Here is a 19,418-nt window from a genome sequence, read left to right on the forward strand (position 1 = left end):
CTCAGTTCAAAGATTCCTTCAGAGAACAACTAAGATGGAACAAACCACCCGACCTTCACTTCTCTGATTAGCTGCTTCTCTTGAAGGTCAATGACATGCAGCTGGACTTCAGACTTCTGAATCCCCTTGGCCGCAAACTCCTCTGCAATCCTCTTGATGTCGACCCCTTTGTCTCCGGCATTGGCCCTGATGAACTCGAGTATCTGACCGGGCAGTGTATGGTCCTCCTTCTCTCGCGCTGCACCAGAACCTCTTCGCGACTTCTTCTCCGAGCGCGTCTCAGCAGTAGCTCGGACACTCTCTGCAGGCTTGGTCATCTCTGGCACTTCCACTGTGGGACGAGAGTCATCGCGATCTGTGTCAGCTTGCAATGGCACACCGGTTAGTCTGATAATCCCCATGCTACGCTCTAGTATGTGTAGGGTTATGTAGTTCGGATTCTTCAATTCTCGAATCACTTCAGGTTCAATGTACACCTCAGGGCTCTGTCCCTCCTGTCCTTGTGACTGACGCAGCTTCCCAACCACCAGCACGAGTCCGCCCTTGTTGGTTGTCTTGACCAGCCCAAGCTTTCGAGGGTCCGAGTCCCATGCCTTCACTCGAACAGTCCCAGTGGTGTCATCAAGGGTGATTGTGGCAAACTCCTTGTCCTTCTTTGACTGGAATCTGTCAACAACATGACCTACTGTGAGAATCCGTCGCATCTCCACCCCGTTTGGAGTCACAAACCTGGGACCATCGCCTTCTGAACGCAATTCACAGCTCTCAATGTCGTGCAGATTCACCCTAACAGCAGCTATGCGCTCTTTCATTCCTAGGACCTGCCTGTTCAGTGTTCATTTACTGCGTGATGCTATTTATCGTATACGCAAACAGCCGTTCACATGAAATCGGAGAGAGCACTCTGACGTGAACCACTCAGACGCGAAAGACCAGTATTCACTCGCTCCTCGCTAAAGTTGTGCTCCCTGCAGAGTATCCTCAGTACGGCATCCTCATTCGGGTCAGTCCAATGAAGCTGTGGCGTTTCAATGGAAGGGGGATTGAGGAATATGTTTCGGATCTCGTCCACAGAGAAGTCCAACCGGATCTTGGCTGCCTCTGCTGCGGTTTCCAGTCTTCCGTGTTGCTTGATCAGTTTGACAGCTTTCTTCCACCCGACCCCAGCCACCTTTTCATTGTAGTCGGTACCCAAGAGGATTGCCACATCAATCAGCTGTACGCGGGTTAGGCCCAACACTCGAAGGTTTACTTCAAGGTCGACCACCTCGGGAAGCACTGTCTTGAAGCCGCCGCCTCGTGATGCGCGCCTCCTGCCGCTCACTGACAGATTACGAATCACGCGGGGACTGCCGTACAACAATGAGTCGTAGTCTTGGCTTGCGCTGGCCCACACTTCGCCGGAACGGGCCATCTGTGCAGCGAGAGCCTCGCCTTCAGAGGGAGCCTGAACACAAGGGACTCCAAGTGCCTGCAGCAGCAGCTTGCTCTCCTCGACCATCTCTCCACTCAGTCTAGAACTTCCTTGTGCGGCCTTCCTTGCATCTTCGATACGGCCCTCTTCCCTGGCTTGTATCCAGTCTTCGTAGGCTGCATCCCGGGCCATGCGTCGCCTCTCAATCTCTGCGGCCTTGAGCAGTGGAGACTCCCCGTCAAACACATACACAGGTCGAATCTCATGCTCAAGCAAGTTAAGGGTTCTATAGAAGAGACCAGTCAGATGGCTCGTCACTCGTCCTTTGAAGTCTTGGAGTGGAGTGCCATCAGGTTGTCGAATGGTAGCAAGGAACTGATAGAGTGTGTTGAATGCATCGATAGCGATGGCCTTACGAGCAAGTTCATTCAGACTGATTGTTTCCGCGGTGACTACGTCGCCAAGTTTGGTACCCACGAGAGAACACTCCGTGTATGTCAATCTCGATGTGTCGGGTGCCCAAGATGGACACAGGACGAAACTGGTTGAGGACAGTCTCATGCGTATTCTTCGTTAGGTTTATAAAAACCCCAATGATGGGGGCCAAGAGTCAGGACCGAGAGAACAGTTCCTTCGGGTGATATATTGGCATCCATGAAAGCAATCAGGTGTACCTCCTGCCACAGGTCTGTTTCCCCACAAGGGAGAAATGTGAAGTTCAGTTGCCCACAATGCGGTGGCTTCACCATATGGCGATGCGAAGTGTGTCGGAAGTTCTCCGTGAGGTACAGCTGTCCGAACTGCGGCTTTGAGGGGCCGTAGAGAATGGAGTTGATTTGACATGGCGCGAGTAGTTGTCACGCTCCGGATAATGCCTGAAGATGTCGATGTGAATCTCGACCAGCTTCTCAAGAAGATCAAGGCAGCTGTGCCACGCGGCACTGATGTGCGAGCGCACGAGATAGTGCCAGTTGCGTTCGGTCTCAAGGCAATCCGGCTCAATGTGGCGCGAGAGGAGTCTGCTGGAGGCGTGGACGACATCGAAGCTGCCATAACCGCCATTGATGGTGTTGCCCAAGTGGATGTCGAGATGCTCTCACGGGTGTGACCATTGTCAGCCTGCTATGCAGAGCGCTCACATGTGCAGGTTAATAACTTCAAGAAAAACTCATTTGCAAGTCGGCAGCCCGAGAAGATAAAGGGCGGTCGTGGAAGCCGTCCATTCCGACACTGCACCGCTTCCGATGTCATGGAGGTTGAGTTCGCGCATTGAATGAGATCGTTCTAAAGGTGGCCGAAGCAGAGCACCGCGACATAGGCCGATTCATCGTACGTATTGATGCCATATCGATGGAAGCTCTCGGAGTGAGAACCGGTGACATCATCCAAATCAAAGGAAAACGGACTACGGCAGCGATAGCCTGGCCAGCCTATCAAGGGGACAAGGGAAGAGAAATCATACGAATGGATGGGCGCATCAGAAGGAATGCGGGTGTGAGCCTCAGCGAGAAAGTGACCGTCATGCGCGCAGAAGAACAACCTGCAAGAAACGTCACACTTGCGCCCACCTCTGTGCCAATCCGACCTGAACCCAGGTTTGAGGAATTCGTCAAGAGAAAGCTGCTGAATTGCCCTGTGACACTGCAAGACACTGTATACATCCCGATTCTGGGACGCGCTATACCCTTTAAGGTCACAGACGTGAAACCTGGCGGAACAGTGGTCATTCAACACTCCACGATACTGACCATCACTGAGAAACCCACTGGAGAGACCACTGCAACATCGGAGGTCACATACGAGGACATTGGTGGACTCGGACCCGAGATACAGAAAATCCGAGAGATGGTGGAGCTTCCCATGCGACATCCGGAACTCTTCAAGCGACTGGGAATCGACCCACCGAGGGGACTGATACTCCATGGACCACCAGGCACAGGAAAGACACTCATGGCCAAGGCTGTGGCCAACGAGTCAGACGCGAACTTTGTGCACATAAACGGCCCGGAAATCATGTCAAAGTTCTATGGCGAGTCAGAACAGAAGCTGAGAAAGATCTTCGAAGATGCGGAGGAGAACGCCCCGAGCATCATTTTCATCGATGAGCTGGACGCGATAGCCCCCAAGCGTGAAGAAGTCCAGGGGGAGGTTGAGCGAAGGGTTGTCGCTCAGCTCTTGGCAACAATGGATGGTCTGAAGTCCAGAGGACAGGTCATAGTGATTGGAGCCACCAACAGGGTCAACTCACTAGACCCCGCATTGCGAAGGCCCGGCAGATTCGACCGTGAGATAGAGATAGGTGTTCCTGATGAGGCTGGGAGGATGGAAGTCCTCCACATACACACAAGGGAGATGCCTCTTACCAGTGAGGGGGAGGGAAAAGTACAGCTTGAAGCATTGGCCAAGGACACGCACGGCTTTGTGGGCGCAGATCTGCACGCACTGTGTCGTGAGGCTGCAATGAAGGCACTCAGGAGGTATCTGCCAGACATCCTGTCGAACATGGTAGAGAGTAGCGAGGAGATTCCTGAAGAGGTCCTCATGAAACTTGAAGTCAACAACAATGACTTCAAGGAGGCACTGAAAGAAGTAATGCCCTCTGCGATAAGAGAGGTCTTTGTGGAGATACCCAACGTTCACTGGGACCAGATTGGAGGACTGGAAAGCGTCAAGCGTGAACTTCGTGAAGTTGTAGAGTGGCCCCTGAACCGTCCAGAGGTATTCAAACGAATGGGAATATCCCCTCCAAAGGGAGTACTCATATACGGTCCTCCAGGATGCGGAAAGACGCTCCTAGCAAGGGCCGTGGCAACCGAGAGCAAGGCGAACTTCATCAGCGTCAAGGGTCCCGAACTCATCTCAAAGTGGGTGGGCGAGAGCGAAAAGGCAATCCGTGAGGTCTTCAGAAAGGCAAGGACCGCAGCTCCCTCACTGATATTCTTTGACGAGATAGATGCGATAGCTCCGTCCAGAGGACGGGTTTCTGACGGCAGTCTGGTCACAGAGCGTGTCATAAGCCAGCTCCTGACCGAGATGGACGGCTTGGAGTCCATGAAAGATGTCGTCGTCCTCGCTGCGACGAATCGGCCAGACCTCATAGACAGGGCGCTGCTCAGGACAGGTCGGTTTGACAGATGGGTCTTTGTTGATGCACCAGATGAACTCAGCAGACGGGAGATATTCAAGCTCTACACAGTAGATGCAGGAATGCCGCTGAACAAGGATGTGGACCTTGACGAACTTGCGCGCCTGACATCCAACTATGTGGGAGGCGACATTGAAGCACTGTGCAGAGAAGCGGCCATCCGCGCCCTCAGGGAGGACATGGAAACGAAGGAGGTGTCAATGAGGCACTTCAAGGAGGCCATGACAAGCATGCAAGCATCTGTTTCAAAGGAGGACATCGAACGTTATAAGAACCTAGACAAAGAACTTAGGAGAGTTCGGGAGTCCTCCGGTACTGGAGGAGCATATGTCTAGTGAATCCAAAAGGAGTCTAGAGAGATGTCAACATGGACTGCAATCCCGCTTCGAACGCTCATAATGAACATCCTCAGTGGACGTCATGGTGTGATACTGGATGACGAACTTGAGCGAGCACTCCAAGCGGAACTTGGCAAGCAACCAAGCGAGGCAGAACTCAACTCTGCCCTGATGCAGCTTGAGATTAATGGGCTGGTCCACGTGAGCCAGATAATGAAGACAAGACGCAGGATTGAGGTCATCAGAGAGGACCACGAGTTCCTTGCAGTCGATGAGGACTAGCTGGAGAGTGGAGGCCTGGATTTCGTGTCAGGCAAGAGAGTCCTCGCAGCGGGCAAGTTCGATTTGCTTCACTTGGGTCATCTCGCCTACTTGGAGCAAGCAAGGGAACTAGCCGGAGAGGACGGTGAGCTAGTAGTCGTCGTGGCGCGGGACAAGACTGTGCTCAGAGAGAGGAACAGAGCACCCATATTCCCGGAGGAGCACAGGAGACGGATTGTCGCCGCACTACGAGTGGTTGACAGAGCGATTCTTGGTTACGATACTTATGATCACACAAAGATAGTGGTAGATATCAAACCAGACATCGTCGCTCTTGGATATGACCAGTATGCAGACATTGAGGCACTTGAGGCAAGGTTTCAAAGCCTAGGAATGAAGACCAAGATTGTTCGACTGGAGAAGAGAGAGGCGGATAGCCTGAGCTCTTCAACACAGATAAGACACCGCATAATCGAGCACTACTCGGACACCATATGAGAGAGGACTAGATGATCAGCTCCCCTCGTGCCTCCGCCTCTCTAATCATATCAGCCATGCGTTCACGCCTCTCAATCTCGAACTTCCATACAACAAAGAGGACAGAGGCAATAGCCACCATCACACCTACACCCACGAGCGTGTACCAGCCGAGGATGAAGTGACGATAGAAGTCTTGTGCAGGCCCTGTAATGAAGTACGGCCAGTTGCAGATAAGCCCGAACGCATACAGAAAGCCCACGACGGTGATGAGCTTCAAGTAGGCTATACAGTCCTCGTCTCGATCAAGAACCAGTATCATCAGACCCAGCCAGAATAGATACCAAGGCATAACCCAACGGTATACAATCAGTATTGCCGGAAGCATATAGACATACAGGGGCTTCATTACCAGTAGACGCTTGAACAGCAGGCGGAAAGGCCTCAGAATCGAACTGCCTGTATAAGGCTCCGCAAGAGAGACCTGACTGAGGTCGTGAAGACTAGGGATGAATGGGCGGAGCGTATAGACCATGAAGGCAATGTAGACTGTAAGTGGAATCAGTCCCGCGGGCCAGAAATAGGTCTCGGTTGTACCAAGTACTGGTGTTGCCCAACCGAAGCCCGGATACAGTGGGTTGACTATCTGCTCGCTGTAGGATGGGGTGTTCAGGAAGTGGTTTAGCAGAGAGTCGTAGCTTAGTCCTTGTGAGAGGAATGGAATCACAGTAAGGAGCATCGAGGCTCCGAACCACAGAACCGAAGAAGGAGCCTCTAAGAACATGAGTGGGAGTAGTACTCCGGGGTATATCTTCGTCTGGACAGCAAGACCCAGCGTGAACATCGCCTTGCCTCGCTGGCCCTCGCTTCGAAGTATCATCGCCATGAGCATCAGACAGTCCGCAAGTGGCTCAAGCTTTCCACCACCGGCCGACAGTATCAGACCGTAGACGAAATAGCCTCCAAAGAAGAGCCGGGCCCACCTGGCAGTGTATAGCCTGTTACCCAGAAGGACTGCAATCATGACCAAGTTCAGATTGAACACTAGGACGAGAAGGAAGTTCAACCACAAGGGCTGTAGGTCGTTCACACCTGGAAACAGCCAAGTCGCTATAGAGAAGAAAATCAAGGCAAAGACGGGATACTCATATGTTATGTTTCCCAGGTAGCTGGGTAAGGTGTGTTCCCCGTCGTTGTAGCCCCATTCAGGAGGCAGTGCGGCCGCGAGTTCCTCGTCAGTCATATTGTAGACTTCGAAGTGGTATATCCAGAAGGCCTCACCGTACATCTCATCCCGGTTTCGATCACGCTGAATGACCAGTGAATTACCGATAGGTATGGCGACTATAGAAATGACAAGACTGAGTACCAGGTATCGCCGCATCTCATAAATCTTGTAGGAGATGGTCCGGAGCAATACGAGAGACCTCCATTCTCGTGACTGATGTGTGGCTCTAAGGGAGCGCTTGGACAGCGTAATTAACCTTTTGTCAAAGTCCTGTGTAGATGTCGGGCAGATGGACGGAATCGAACAGCGTACATCAATGCTCTGGTCAGCTCCAGTCAATCGGACATATGCTCAGGCACAACATTGTCTGTCTGCACAAGTCCATCGAGTCGTCAAAGTGCCACGACGACGGAGAGGCCTCGCTTCGATGCGACCTCGCTCCAAGCTGCCTGCACCTCTGTCAGGACAGATACGTTGGACAGGGCCAACTATCGCACTCCAGACAATTCGTGCACCGGTCGGGATCCACTGATATTCTTCCTTCATCAATTGAGAGAGCCTCGTTCTTACACTTGGGCACACACGAGCCACACGCTTGGCAGAAGACAGCACGCCGCACTGCCCGCTCTAGCTGCGGAGTGATACGCTCGACCGACTCCGCGTCAGGTCCGCGTACAACAAGCGATCCAGAACTGAAGAGCAGTACGCTGTTCATTCCGGCCTTCACTCTTATGGCCCCCAGCTCCTCGGATTCTCTCACAGGCCCGAATATCGGCAACAGCCTGCCCACACGACTCAGATCGATGCCTGAAGAGAACTGGCCCTCGATGCTGAATCCTGATGCCTTGCAGGGCGACACTCCCTTTGCTATATTGAGTTCAAGTGCTTGCGCTGGAGAGACCCTTGTGACAGCCATCTCAAGTCCCAAGTCCGTCATGAGTTCAATCTGTCCTTTCGGGAGAGTCTTCCAACGCCAGAAACCAAACTCGGCCCACTCTTTCGGTAGACCGTGGTCTCTTGCCCATTGCTCAAGAAGGCTCATCCATCGGGTGTACAACTGGGGATGGGACTTCTCAATGCTACGCAACTCCGATATCGGAGAGGCGGGACACAGATAACAGCCCATTCTATGGTATCCTTTACTGTAAAGTGGGTTGAACGGCTCCCCACTCTGAAAGATGAAGAGCCAGACCTCGAGAGCATTCCAGTCCTGTATAGCATTCGCAGATATCTGCCCTGGAACCCATGTGTTCATGGAGACCTTCGGCTCAATCGACCTCTGGAAGGACTCCAGCTTGCGCTGGCCCATGAATGCGAGAGTCTCGCCGCCTAGAGTCTCAACAATTGATGTGGCAGCCGGTCCGAGTTTGAGCACTTTGCAGCACCACCGAAAGTCACGAGCTGGAGGACCGAAGCTCGAAACCGCCGCCCAGAAGTGATCGCCCATGTTGCGTGTTATGAGGTCTGCACCATGTCTTGCCGCGAATGCCTCAACATACTCGACGGTCTCCGGGAGCTCTAGACCCGTGTTCATGAAGAACATGGGAGGGCTTCTCCCAATGGCCTTCTCAACGAGGAGGTAGGTAACAAGAGAGTCTTTACCCCCGCTGAAACCGACAACGACTGGTAACGCTCTCTGTTGGATTACCGACCTGATGAAACCTAGAGCACGAGTTTCGATTGAACTCAAGTCCTTGCCATTTGCCAACACAGCGTCATCCCAAGAGGCGGCCTTCTCGTTTGTGCGTTCGCCTGCTGGCTCGGAGAACTCACGTATCTTGACTGCAAGCCCTCGTGATGCCTTGGCAATCTCCCTTCCGGTCATTCTGGCAATCCCAACTGCAACGACTTGACCCAGAGAGTTGGTGACCCAGACCTCATCTCCCAGCTCTATGTCCATGTCGCACCCCGCTATCCCCGGTACAAGAAGACTCGCACCATCCTTCAGGAATCGGAGGACCTCATCGTGACAAGAAACCCACTTCTGCTTGCTGACTGTGCCAAGACGACGCGCACCCTCAAGGGAGAGAAGAAACGTGTACTGCATTCTTGGAACGTCAAACCTGAGCCTGCCCACGATATAGCCATCTACTACAATCTCGTACATTGCATCAAGTGAGGGTATCTTGTTCATCACAATCGTCTTGTCAGAGGGAAGCAGAGACCTTCCTACTCCTGACCCGAACTGCTTATCGATGGCTTCTACTGCGGCTTGAATGTGCCCCTCCATGGCAGGAAAGGGGTCGCCAGGGGGAGAGATTGCAACAGACCTTGCAGCCGTGCCGCAGACCGAGCAGGGTCCGCTTGATATACGTGGCACATTGCACGAGTCGCACCAAAAAAGGCGAATCTTTGCCAGATATGGAGCATGGTCACGTCTGAACTTTCGCCTGTTACGCTGTGTCTTGGGCAGCTTCTATCAGCCTCGTTTGATGGGAATCTAACAAGGACTTGACTCTTGTCATCTGGTGCTATGCAGCAAGACCTATCTGACTCAGTTTCTCCGGCGTCGGCACCCCTTGCTCATCCCATCCCCGGAGGGAGTAGTAGTGTGGAAGCATCTCGCTAACTCTAGCGACTCTATTCCTAGAATTGCCTTGTCTTAGGGCAGTATCAAAACGAAATGGTAGCCGGTCATCCGCCGAACTGAGACCCTCTCGTAGATTGAACAGCCGCTCCAAGTTCCAGATGCGTTCACCCACTGCGAGCAGTTCGTTTCCGCTCAGGGGTATGCCCAGAGCTGAGGACACAAGTTCAGCATAGTCATCCACTGTCCAAGCGAAGCTGGAGAATCTGCAGACAATCATAGAGTCCATCGCAGCAGAGAGGTTCTGATATAGAATCACCATCTCGGGCTTGCCTTCAGTCCTGTCTCGGTCCACAAGGACCGGAGATCCCAATACCTCGGGACCAATCATGTATGAGCGCAGATGGCAGCCGCCACGGTTCGATGTCGCATACCCTAGCGCATGTCCCTGAACACCGCGAGGGTCGTAGGCGGGAATCTCCAGTCCCTTGACATGCATCGCAGTCTCAGGTGCGCCCAATCCTGCCGCTAGCAGACGAGACCCCCGTGCAAGCTGAGCACCCAGGCCTCGGTTATGAGCCATGTCATCAATCAGTTCAAGCAACCCATCTGTGCTTCCAAATCTGAGAGATGCATTGAGCAGCCCCCTCTCAACCAACTCCATGGCACAGCCAATCGTGCTTCCTACCGAGATTGTGTCAACCCCCAACAGATTGCAGCGACGGTTGGCAATCGTAATCCACTTCAGGTCGCTTATTCCACACTGGGGACCCAGCGACCAGATGGACTCGTACTCAGGTCCAGCCTCCTCGGGGCCGTCCACGCGAATGATACGGCCGCACCCGATGGGGCAACCATAGCAGTGATAGGGCTTGACGAAGAAGCGCTCCAAGAGCTTCTCACCAGAAATCCCCTCGGCATCATTAAAGGTCCCCTCTCGGAAGTTGTGAGTGGGAAGCATTCCAAGCTCGTTTATCACATTGACCAGTACACTTGTACCGTAGACCGGAAGAGACTTGTCAGTGATGGGGTTCTTCTTCAGGAGAAGTCTCGCCCGCTTTACGGCAGAGTCAAATTTCCGGGAGTCAGTGACCTCCGGACGACCCGAACCCCGGACCACCACCGCCTTCAGTTTCTTGGAACCCATGACTGCGCCCACACCGCCCCGACCCGCCGCTCTGTGCTTGTCGGTGATTATTGCTGCAAGACTTACAGTGTTCTCGCCGCCCGGTCCAATACATAACACTTGGGCCTGACTGTCGGTCTGCTGCAGGACACGGTCTGTGGTGAGAGCCGTGTCGAGGCCCCACAGAGGAGTAGCGTCTCTGATCTCGACGTTGTCATTATCAATCCAGAGATACACAGGGGTGTCTGCCGCACCTGTGATGACGACTGCGCAATAACCCGCCCGCCTCAGCTGCGCACCGACGTGTCCGCCCACATTTGAGTCGAAGATTGTTCCCGTCAGAGGAGATTTCGTCACCACAGCAAGTCTGCCCGAGGTGGGTGCTGTTGTTGCTGTCACTGGACCCACAGCAAAGACCAGCATATTCTCCGGAGATAGTGAGTGAGTCTTGGGAGGAAGACAGTCGTATAGCAGCTTCACTCCGAGTCCCCGTCCTCCAAGGAATCTCTGAGTCAGAGTGGGGTCAATGACTTCACTCTTGGTCCTCTGGTCACTCAGTGACACTCTGAGAAGCCTGGTTTCTGAGTAGTAATGTGAAACAGATTCTGTCAACTGGGCCATCTCCATATCACTAGTCATTGAAGACGTTCAAGTCCCTATGGGGACAGGTAAGACACTGCTGTTTGTAGTACAGATAGACCTCTTTCGGCAGGGTGGCGAGATTGGCCTGACGGGAGGGACAGGTCCAACACGGCTTGTCTGGTAGTGTCCAAGTATCACTGTACTGCGCCCAACGATAGTCTTCTACAATCGCCACCCCCGAGCTTGACCCAAGGCGGTCTGCGCCAGCCTCAATGAGTCTGAGAGCGTCCTTGAATGTCTTGATGCCTCCAGCAGCCTTGACGCCCATTGAAGAGCCGACCACTTCACGCATGAGCTGCACATCATGCGGTGTAGCGCCCATCGGACCGAAGCCCGTCGAGGTCTTGACGAAAGAAGCCCCTGCATCTTTGCAGATTAGACAGGCCTGTCGCTTCTGGTCGTCGGTGAGGAAGCCTGTCTCAAGAATCACCTTCACATGAGCTCCCTCCGATGCGCTGACGACTCCCTCGATATCACGGCGTACTAGGGCCTCGTCATTGTCTCTGAGCGCACCAATGTTCATCACCATATCGACCTCTGATGCACCTCTGCGAACGACCTCTCTTGCCTCCAGAGCTTTCACTTCAGGGAGGGTCGCGCCAAGTGGAAAACCCACAACACAACAGACTTTCACATCGGAGTCCTTGAGCAGTAGCGCAGCCTGTTCGACATGAATCGGGTTGATGCAGACAGCTGCGAAGTGATACGAGAGTGCTTCTTCACAGAGCTGTTGCACTTTGCTGCGCGTGGTTTCTGGCTTCAGCACAGTATGATCAATCATTGCAGCAAGTTCTTGCATAGTGATTTTCAATCAGGAACAGCCCCGCAGGAGGTGCGTTGTTGAATCTATTAACCACTTCGTTAGCGGGCACTCTGCTACAACAGTCATGTCCAGAGTGTACAGCGGGAGCGCTGTGTCACCTCACGTCTGTGAATATGGACACGGGGCCTAGTGGGAATCGGTATCAGGAATACTGCGCGTTGGGACCAATATGCAAGAGAGCAGTCAACGAGAACCTAAGTAGCTGCGGATGTCATCCAAGACCTCTTTCTGCAGTCGAATCACATCATGGACCTCGATTTCCTCCGCCTCTTTGACAACCGAGTTCAACTGGACCACAGTCCCCACGGCATCCACCTTGGAGAAGTCCACAGGAAACTCCACTTCCGCACCCTTGACTATGAGTTCAGAGCGGGTTGGATGGAGTCCTATGCGTATGCTTCTGACAATGCCAATCCGACGGGCCCTATTGTCCAACACCTCCTTGCCGAGGAGTCGTCCGGGCATACTCAGTTCGTATAGTTCAGCTTCTATACTTGGCAAAGGCTCCTTGGTGGTCATCTGTGGCATACTCCTTGCACAACATCTACAAAGAGGGGAGCCTTTTTACAGTGTGTATTACTGAGATTTGAGTCAGACAGGACCACAGTCTTGAGGCAGTTGATATGTCCAGAGAAGTCCAGTTCGTTCAGATGCCACTCATCAGGGAACAGACGCTGGAAGAGAGGACGTACCAGACTGCGCTTGCGGAGATAGCCTCCAAAGAGAGTACAATGATTGTGCTGAGTACGGGGCTAGGCAAGACTGTGATTGCGGCACTGGTGGCAGCAAAGCAGCTTGCCAAGTGTCCGTCATCGAAAGTACTGTTTCTAGCTCCCTCCAGACCGCTTGTGGACCAACAGGCACGATTCCTCAGGAGAGCGCTGGAACTGGACGAGGACAGAATTGTTAGCTTGACCGGGCAGGACTCACCAGAACACAGGAAGGACTCCTGGGCTTCTGCTCGTGTCGCGGTGATGACACCACAGGCCCTGCAGAACGACCTGATCCAGAGGAATTACGACTTGGGAGAGGTCTCCCTGATCGTCTACGACGAGGCGCACAGGGGCGTGGGCAATTATGCATACACATTCATTGCAGAGATGTATGAGAAGCAGCGGGACCAACGTCTCTCACTGGGAATCACGGCATCGCCAGGACAAGACACAGACAAGATAGTCACAGTATGCAGAAATCTCAGACTATCTCATGTTGAGGTCCGGACAGAGACAAGCCCTGATGTGAGGAAGTACGTAGTCTCCGTTAAGAGTGAAGTGCGCCACATCACACTACCGTCAGAGATTGAGGTTCTTCGTGACATGCTCCAAAGTCTCCTAGCCGACTATGTATCGCCAGTGGTCAAACACGGGTTCTCACTTCCGGATCTGCGACGCGTCAGCAAGAGAGAGATACTGAGAGTCCAAGGAGAGGTGAGAAGAGAGCTGGGGTCATATGTAGAACCACCGGCCCATCTGTATCTCGTCATGCGAAATCTTACAGCTGCACTGAGGATTGTTCATCTGCTGGAGTTCGTCGGGACCCAAGGCTTGGAGCCCACACATAGATATGTGCAAGGAATGTACGAGGAGGTCAGAAACAAGAAGGCCTCCAAGGGGCTAAGGGATCTTATGACCCGGTCAGAGTTCGCCCAGTTTGAGAGACTGCTGGAGGCACTGATAGCCAAGGGCCAGAGGCATCCGAAGGCAGATGAACTTGTGGAGATAGTGAGCGAACAGCTCTCGGTGGACAAGGACTCGAGAATTCTAGTCTTCACACGGTTTCGCGACACAGCCGCTGAGGTCGCTCGTGTGATTGAGGAACTAGAGGACGCGCGAGTCAGCCGCTTTGTTGGTCAGGGCTCAAAGGGTTCTGACAAGGGATTCACTCAGAGGAAGCAAGTCGAGGTGCTTGACGGCTTTAGGAACAACGAGTTCAATGTCCTTGTGGCCACTCAGGTTGGGGAAGAGGGTCTTGACATTCCGGAGTGCAATCTGGTGGTCTTCTATGACTGCGTGCCGTCAATAGTGCCATACATCCAACGGAAGGGTAGAACAGGGAGGAAGATGCCAGGTAGAATAGTTGTATTCGTAGCGAGGAACACGCATGATGAATACTACTACTGGAGTGTGGTCAGCAAGTTGAAGAGAATGCCATCCATGCTGAAGAATGCAGAGAGGGAGTCAGATAGGGTCTTGAAGAGTACAGAGGGCGAGCCAGAGAGAGGAGTGAAGAGTACAGAGGGCGAGCCAAAGAGAGAACAGACCACGCTTGACAGCTTTGGAGACATGGGTGGACCAGACTCGGGAACGTCCACCACAACAGCCCACCAGAAGAAGGATGAGGACATAATAAGGCTCATTGTAGACACGCGGGAACTGCCAACCGCGGTAGCTCGAGAGCTGACAAGGCTGGGTGTGGAGGTCTATGGGGAAGCACTCGAGGTGGGGGACTATGTTGCGTCGGAAGAGGTGGCGATTGAGAGAAAGGAAACCTCAGACTTTGTGCAGTCCTTGATTGACGGCCGGCTCTTCGTTCAGCTGACTGCTCTTCGGTCTACGTACCGACGTCCAGTATTGATAGTAGAGGGGGAGCGGCTCATTGGACAGAGGGCTGTCAATCCGGCCTCCATATACGGAGCTCTAGCCTCGATTGCGGTACGTATCCAAGTGCCGATTCTGTGGTCAATGGACGGGGAGGAAACTGCAAACATCATCTACAGGATAGCTCGAATGGAGCAGGTCGATAGCAAGCGAGTCCTTCGCATAAGGGCTCCGGAAAGCAAGGCCTCAGATGCACAGGTTCTGGAATACATCCTGTCGGGCTTTCCTGGCATTGACTCACTCTTGTCTCGCGCCATTCTGGAAGAGTTCGGCACACTAGAGAATGTCTTCAACGCAGATGAGGAGGCGCTGAGGAGAGTCAGAGGGGTGGGTCCAAAGACAGCAGGAAAACTGAAACGAACACTAAAGACGGTGTATCCGGGACATATCAAGCACGAAGAAACTAGTAGACCTGAGGATTAGGACCATGCCCGGCCCGGTACAACATGCGGAGGACATCCGATATTCCACGGCTTATCTCCCAGTAGCGTGCGTATTCTTCGTCTGACAGGGAGATGACACTCAAGAGTCGCCGGAGAACAATATACACTTCTGGGTCAATCTCAGAAACGGACTTGAGAGTCTCAAGCGCGCGCTGCCGGCCCTTGGTCCACAGCTCCTCCCATTCTGCAAACTCCTTGATTATACGGTCTATATCTGGCTGTTCAGGCGTAGCGAAACCCAAGCGCCTGATTGTTTCCATTATGTCAAGAGACTTCTTGATTCCAGAGTCCAGCTTTGGAGACATGGCGGCGACGTCACCAGTCGCTATGAATATGCTTTCAGCGGTCGCCCTCCAGATCTTCTGCATTATGTGCGAGTCTCCATTACCCGCAGGTTCATAGCCGTCTTGCTCGATTAGGCCACACTTCTCGAGCTCTTTCAGGTGATATCGTACAGTCTGAGGTTTTACAGCCTTGTCGGGTTCCTGACTGTCAAGGAATTCCACGAGCTCTGATGTGGTCATTCGCTTTGCACGTAATGCGTGCAGTATCTGGCGTCGGCTCTCATCGTTAAGTGCATGGAAGGCTGCAACAGCGTCGTCACCAGATAAGATTCTCATGGTGTCCATCGTTCCGGCCCCATTCAACATTGACGGTTCTATTCAAGGCAGACCCTGTTATGGTTTTCGAGGCAGCGTCCTCCCGCAGTTCCCAACGTCACGATGCTCCGCTGCGGAAGAGCAGAGGATACGTGGCCTGAAACTATGCCGGAACGTATATCCATTGCCGCATATCCTGAAGACATGGAACACGTTTGATGAGCTTCTTCTTCAGTAGTTTTCTGAGTGCATATCTAACAGTGCGTGGTGCAAAGGACACCTTGTCCAGTAATTGTTTCGGTGTGACCCCGTTTCGGCCAGTGGTTCGGAGTATGTCCAGCACTATCATCTGGCTCTTGGTCAACTTCATCTCCTTGAGCTCTTCGCGGAGCTCCGCTTCGGTCATCATATGATCATTCTCCTAGAGGTATCAGCCGAATCTGAAATCGGTGATAGAAGACACTTCGGCCAATGCGATGTGATTTGTACTACCAAAAGAGCATATTAATCTATCGCAGCTGCGATTGTGATGTCGCAGTCTGGGCCTGCGGTATTATACCAATGTGTAAGTCATGAGAGGACTCTGCAGACTCGGAATACTGAATGGGATGGACAGCACACGGTGATATCGGGCCTAGTGTCGCCGTTCTGACAGACACTCCACTCGGAGGCAATTGTCGATGTCATTGGTGAGTTCAGTGTACAAGCCGCATTGTATGCGCGGAAATGCTTTAATCAGCGACGGGGCGATTACCAGTGACTCCTATGAGAAAAGCCGCCATACTCGCAGCTGGGGACTCCACTCGGATGCTTCCGCTCTCAGCCAATATGCCGAAACACCTACTACCAGTCGGCGGCAGTCCGCTGATATTCCATACGCTTAGAGCCCTCCGAGACGCAGGTATCAGGGAAACACTCATCCTGTACGGATACCGTGGGGAAGAGATCAGGCGAGAGATAGATGCAGTAGACTGGGCCCCCATGGAGATAGTCTACGAAGAGCAGAAGGAGAGGAAGGGGACTGCTCATGCGGCCGGGCACGTCAGGGGATTTGCAGGAGATGACGAGGTCCTCCTCATGTACGGCGATGTGCTTGTTGGCCCTAAGACCTTTCCCGGGATTATCGATGCACACAAGAGAGGGGCTTTCTCGATGACACTGACAGTGAAAGAGGTTGACGACCCGACGGCATATGGCATTGTTGTCGTTGAGGACGGAAAGGCAACCCAGATAATAGAGAAGCCCAGACAAGAACAACTTGTCAGCAAGCTGGCTAACACCGGAATCTACATTGCTGGCACAGAGCTTTGGGACGCAATTGCCCGCACACCTCTGTCTCAGCGTGGAGAGTATGAGATTACCGATTCGATAAGCATGTTGATCAAGGAGGGCCATGTCGGTGCATATGCCCTTCCTTCATGGTGGATAGATGTGGGAAAGCCGTGGGATCTCCTGAGAGCCAATGAACTGATACTGGAAGCGGTGGACAGAAGGATAGAGGGAGAGGTCGAGGAAGGAGCTGTACTGAAAGGCAAGGTGGTAGTTGAGCAGAAGGCCACGGTGAGAAGCGGCTCATATGTAGAAGGACCTGTGTACATCTCAGAAGAATCGGTGGTGGGACCAAATTGCTATATCCGGCCCCACACGCTTCTGTGTAGGAAGACCAAGGTCGGCAATGCAGTAGAGGTCAAGAACTCCATCATAATGGAGGGGACTTCGATTGGACACCTCTCTTATGTGGGAGACTCGGTAATCGGCCGAAGAGTCAACTTTGGTGCTGGAACGATAACAGCTAACCTCCGCCACGACGACAGACCAATCTCGGTGACCATCAAGGACCAGAGAGTGAGCTCGGGGCGAAGGAAGCTGGGCGCGATCATCGGCGACTCTGTCAAGACCGGCATTGGAACGTCCATAGGCCCAGGTGTCATTATCCATCAAGGCGCACGCACTGGTATCGGCGTGATTGTGGACAGGGACATTGGTCCCAACAAGCTCGTCATTGCAAACCAGCCCAAGACAACTATCGATATCGGACCGGAGACGTGACATAGACCTATTGTCGGGCGTCCGATTCAGGGAGTTCAACACACGCCATAAGACCGGAAGGGGCATTGCGGTCAGATTTGGGTTTGCCTATCCATCTACTTACCGAGCTGGCATCACGAGCCTTGCAACCCATCTGTTCTATTCCATACTGAATGACAGAGAGGACACATCGTGCGAGAGGTACTTCAGATTCGGCGTACAGTCGCCATGTCACTCACTTGAGTCGGGAAGACAACTGCGCGACAACCACATCGTAGGATTCTCGTTGAGCTATGAAGAAGACATAGTAAATGTTGTTCAGATGCTGGAGATGGGTCAGGTCCCCATCGAATCGAGTGAAAGGACGGAAACGGACCCCATTGTAATCATGGGAGGACCAGCCGTGACCGCAAACCCAGAACCATATGCGGACTTCGTGGATGCATTTGTGATTGGGGAGGCAGACGTTGTCATTCACGAGATTGTCGACACGGTTGGAGAGGCGATGTCAAGGAAGGAAGCACTTGCGGGCCTGAAGCAGATCAGAGGGGTATACGTCCCCTTATTGGGACGGCCACCTGTCGACAGGCTGGTCATCGACAACTTGGACTCGCTCCCGCATCCTACAGCTCAAATCCTACCAGAAGTGGAAGAGGATGATGAACACGCGCCTGTGTTTGGCAAGTCTTTGCTAGTGGAGGTCACGAGGGGATGTGGTCACTCCTGCAGGTTCTGCCTCGTTGGGCACATATGTAGACCGAGGAGAGTACGGTCGCTGGACAGACTCGAGGAGATTATCCGAAAGGGCGTCTCTGAAACACCTGTGTCAAAGGTTGCGCTGATTGGGTCATCTCTAGGGGACATGGACAGACTCGATGAACTCACAGAGTGGATAGTCAGTCAAGGTCTGGGCGTGTCAGTCCCGTCCCTGAGGGCAGACTCGGTCTCCTCTGAACTCCTGTCTGCCCTCGTACGAGGTGGTCAACGTACACTCACCATAGCACCGGAAACAGGCTCAGAAACTCTCCGGAGGACCATAGGAAAGGGACTCTCAGACAGTGACATAGAGGGGGCCGTACAGGCGGCCATGTCTGCGGGGCTCAAGTCAGTCAAACTGTACTTCATTGTTGGGCTTCCGGGAGAAACGGATCAAGACGCTGTGGACATAGCGCGGTTGGTTGACCAACTTAGCAGTAGATATCCGCTGAGATTCACACTGAGCATCAGCCCTTTTGTCCCAAAGGCCAACACTCGTTTTGAGAGAGAGCCACAGCCATCCATAGAGGTGATTAGGAGCAGGCTCAGGACCGTTGAGAGGCATTTGAAAGGCATAAGCAGAGTGACTGTCGAGCCCATTGACCCAAGGAATGCTAGGATTGAGGCAGCACTATCAATTGGTGGTAGAGACCTAGGGAGAGTGGTTCGTCTGGCGGCACGATATGGGGGACTGGGAGGGTGGCGTCGCGCAGAGAGGGAGGCAGGAGTGCAGTTCCTTGAACTGGCAGGTCAGGATAGAAGAGGAGTCGAGGAACTCCCATGGTCATTCATAAGACTCTGACATCCCTGACGACGACCTCGACTCGAGGAGAAGATACGGGCACGAAAGAACACTGGTTGCGGATGCGATGTCTAGAATCAGAGAACGAGGGCGAAAGCCGATTCAAGATGACAGAGGGCGAGGCCCAAACATCAAGGGACTCGATGGCGGTGCGAGACCTCAGGCGTTCGAACATCAGTCACTGCTGCTGAGCCTCCCGGACCGTTCATTTT

At 53.2% G+C, this 19,418-nt stretch carries 17 protein-coding genes; 8 read left to right on the plus strand and 9 right to left on the minus strand.

Annotated features, from left to right (window positions below; all coding sequences use genetic code 11):
- Window positions 1-29: 29 nt before the first annotated feature.
- On the minus strand, window positions 30-812 hold the full coding sequence (locus tag HXY34_09720) for a hypothetical protein (protein ID NWF96403.1): 783 nt from the start codon (window positions 810-812) through the stop codon (window positions 30-32).
- A gap of 68 nt (window positions 813-880) precedes the next feature.
- Window positions 881-1,891: a flap endonuclease-1 gene (locus HXY34_09725; protein NWF96404.1), complete on the minus strand. Its 1,011-nt coding sequence runs from the start codon at window positions 1,889-1,891 to the stop codon at window positions 881-883.
- 177 nt (window positions 1,892-2,068) lie between these two features.
- Here HXY34_09725 and HXY34_09730 point away from each other — a divergent pair, with 177 nt between their 5' ends.
- The 5 genes from HXY34_09730 (at window position 2,069) to HXY34_09750 (ending at window position 5,656) form a co-directional block, all read left to right on the plus strand.
- The gene (locus HXY34_09730) at window positions 2,069-2,236 is read left to right on the plus strand and encodes a DUF1610 domain-containing protein (protein NWF96405.1); all 168 of its coding nucleotides are present in this window, start codon (window positions 2,069-2,071) and stop codon (window positions 2,234-2,236) included.
- A gap of 19 nt (window positions 2,237-2,255) precedes the next feature.
- Window positions 2,256-2,522, plus strand: a complete 267-nt coding sequence (locus HXY34_09735) for an elongation factor 1-beta (GenBank protein ID NWF96406.1) — start codon at window positions 2,256-2,258, stop codon at window positions 2,520-2,522.
- A 161-nt stretch (window positions 2,523-2,683) separates the two neighbouring features.
- Window positions 2,684-4,894 carry a CDC48 family AAA ATPase gene (locus HXY34_09740; GenBank protein NWF96407.1) on the plus strand — a complete coding sequence of 737 codons (2,211 nt, stop codon included), beginning with the start codon at window positions 2,684-2,686 and terminating at the stop codon, window positions 4,892-4,894.
- A gap of 24 nt (window positions 4,895-4,918) precedes the next feature.
- A complete protein-coding gene (locus HXY34_09745; protein NWF96408.1) occupies window positions 4,919-5,179 on the plus strand; it encodes a hypothetical protein in 261 nt (86 codons plus the stop codon).
- Between the two features lie 24 nt (window positions 5,180-5,203).
- The gene (locus tag HXY34_09750; protein ID NWF96409.1) at window positions 5,204-5,656 is read left to right on the plus strand and encodes an FAD synthase; all 453 of its coding nucleotides are present in this window, start codon (window positions 5,204-5,206) and stop codon (window positions 5,654-5,656) included.
- Between the two features lie 7 nt (window positions 5,657-5,663).
- Here HXY34_09750 and HXY34_09755 read toward each other — a convergent pair whose 3' ends face one another.
- The 5 genes from HXY34_09755 to HXY34_09775 all read right to left on the minus strand — a co-directional run bounded on the left by HXY34_09755 (window position 5,664) and on the right by HXY34_09775 (window position 12,500).
- Window positions 5,664-7,052 carry a hypothetical protein gene (locus tag HXY34_09755; protein NWF96410.1) on the minus strand — a complete coding sequence of 463 codons (1,389 nt, stop codon included), beginning with the start codon at window positions 7,050-7,052 and terminating at the stop codon, window positions 5,664-5,666.
- Window positions 7,053-7,323: 271 nt separating this feature from the next.
- A complete protein-coding gene (locus tag HXY34_09760) occupies window positions 7,324-9,276 on the minus strand; it encodes a phosphoadenosine phosphosulfate reductase family protein (protein NWF96411.1) in 1,953 nt (650 codons plus the stop codon).
- A gap of 58 nt (window positions 9,277-9,334) precedes the next feature.
- Window positions 9,335-11,137, minus strand: a complete 1,803-nt coding sequence (locus HXY34_09765) for an aldehyde ferredoxin oxidoreductase family protein (protein ID NWF96412.1) — start codon at window positions 11,135-11,137, stop codon at window positions 9,335-9,337.
- A gap of 10 nt (window positions 11,138-11,147) precedes the next feature.
- The gene (gene deoC, locus HXY34_09770) at window positions 11,148-11,963 is read right to left on the minus strand and encodes a deoxyribose-phosphate aldolase (GenBank protein ID NWF96413.1); all 816 of its coding nucleotides are present in this window, start codon (window positions 11,961-11,963) and stop codon (window positions 11,148-11,150) included.
- Between the two features lie 201 nt (window positions 11,964-12,164).
- Window positions 12,165-12,500: a hypothetical protein gene (locus HXY34_09775; protein NWF96414.1), complete on the minus strand. Its 336-nt coding sequence runs from the start codon at window positions 12,498-12,500 to the stop codon at window positions 12,165-12,167.
- A gap of 104 nt (window positions 12,501-12,604) precedes the next feature.
- On the opposite strand from HXY34_09775, the gene HXY34_09780 reads away from it, so the two are divergent.
- Window positions 12,605-15,001: a DEAD/DEAH box helicase gene (locus HXY34_09780; GenBank protein ID NWF96415.1), complete on the plus strand. Its 2,397-nt coding sequence runs from the start codon at window positions 12,605-12,607 to the stop codon at window positions 14,999-15,001.
- Here HXY34_09780 and HXY34_09785 read toward each other — a convergent pair.
- Together HXY34_09785 and HXY34_09790 are read right to left on the minus strand one after the other, a co-directional pair.
- A complete protein-coding gene (locus tag HXY34_09785; protein ID NWF96416.1) occupies window positions 14,982-15,641 on the minus strand; it encodes a winged helix-turn-helix transcriptional regulator in 660 nt (219 codons plus the stop codon). The genes HXY34_09780 and HXY34_09785 overlap by 20 nt on opposite strands.
- 142 nt (window positions 15,642-15,783) lie before the next feature.
- Entirely contained in the window at window positions 15,784-16,026 is a 243-nt protein-coding gene (locus HXY34_09790) for a MarR family transcriptional regulator (GenBank protein NWF96417.1), read from the minus strand.
- A 359-nt stretch (window positions 16,027-16,385) separates the two neighbouring features.
- Here HXY34_09790 and HXY34_09795 point away from each other — a divergent pair, with 359 nt between their 5' ends.
- Together HXY34_09795 and HXY34_09800 are read left to right on the plus strand one after the other, a co-directional pair.
- On the plus strand, window positions 16,386-17,669 hold the full coding sequence (locus HXY34_09795) for an NTP transferase domain-containing protein (GenBank protein ID NWF96418.1): 1,284 nt from the start codon (window positions 16,386-16,388) through the stop codon (window positions 17,667-17,669).
- 10 nt (window positions 17,670-17,679) lie between these two features.
- A complete protein-coding gene (locus HXY34_09800; protein NWF96419.1) occupies window positions 17,680-19,206 on the plus strand; it encodes a radical SAM protein in 1,527 nt (508 codons plus the stop codon).
- Window positions 19,207-19,418 lie beyond the last annotated feature (212 nt).

The sequence above is a fragment of the Candidatus Thorarchaeota archaeon genome (assembly GCA_013388835.1).
In the GTDB taxonomy this organism is placed as follows: Archaea; Asgardarchaeota; Thorarchaeia; order Thorarchaeales; family Thorarchaeaceae; genus JACAEL01.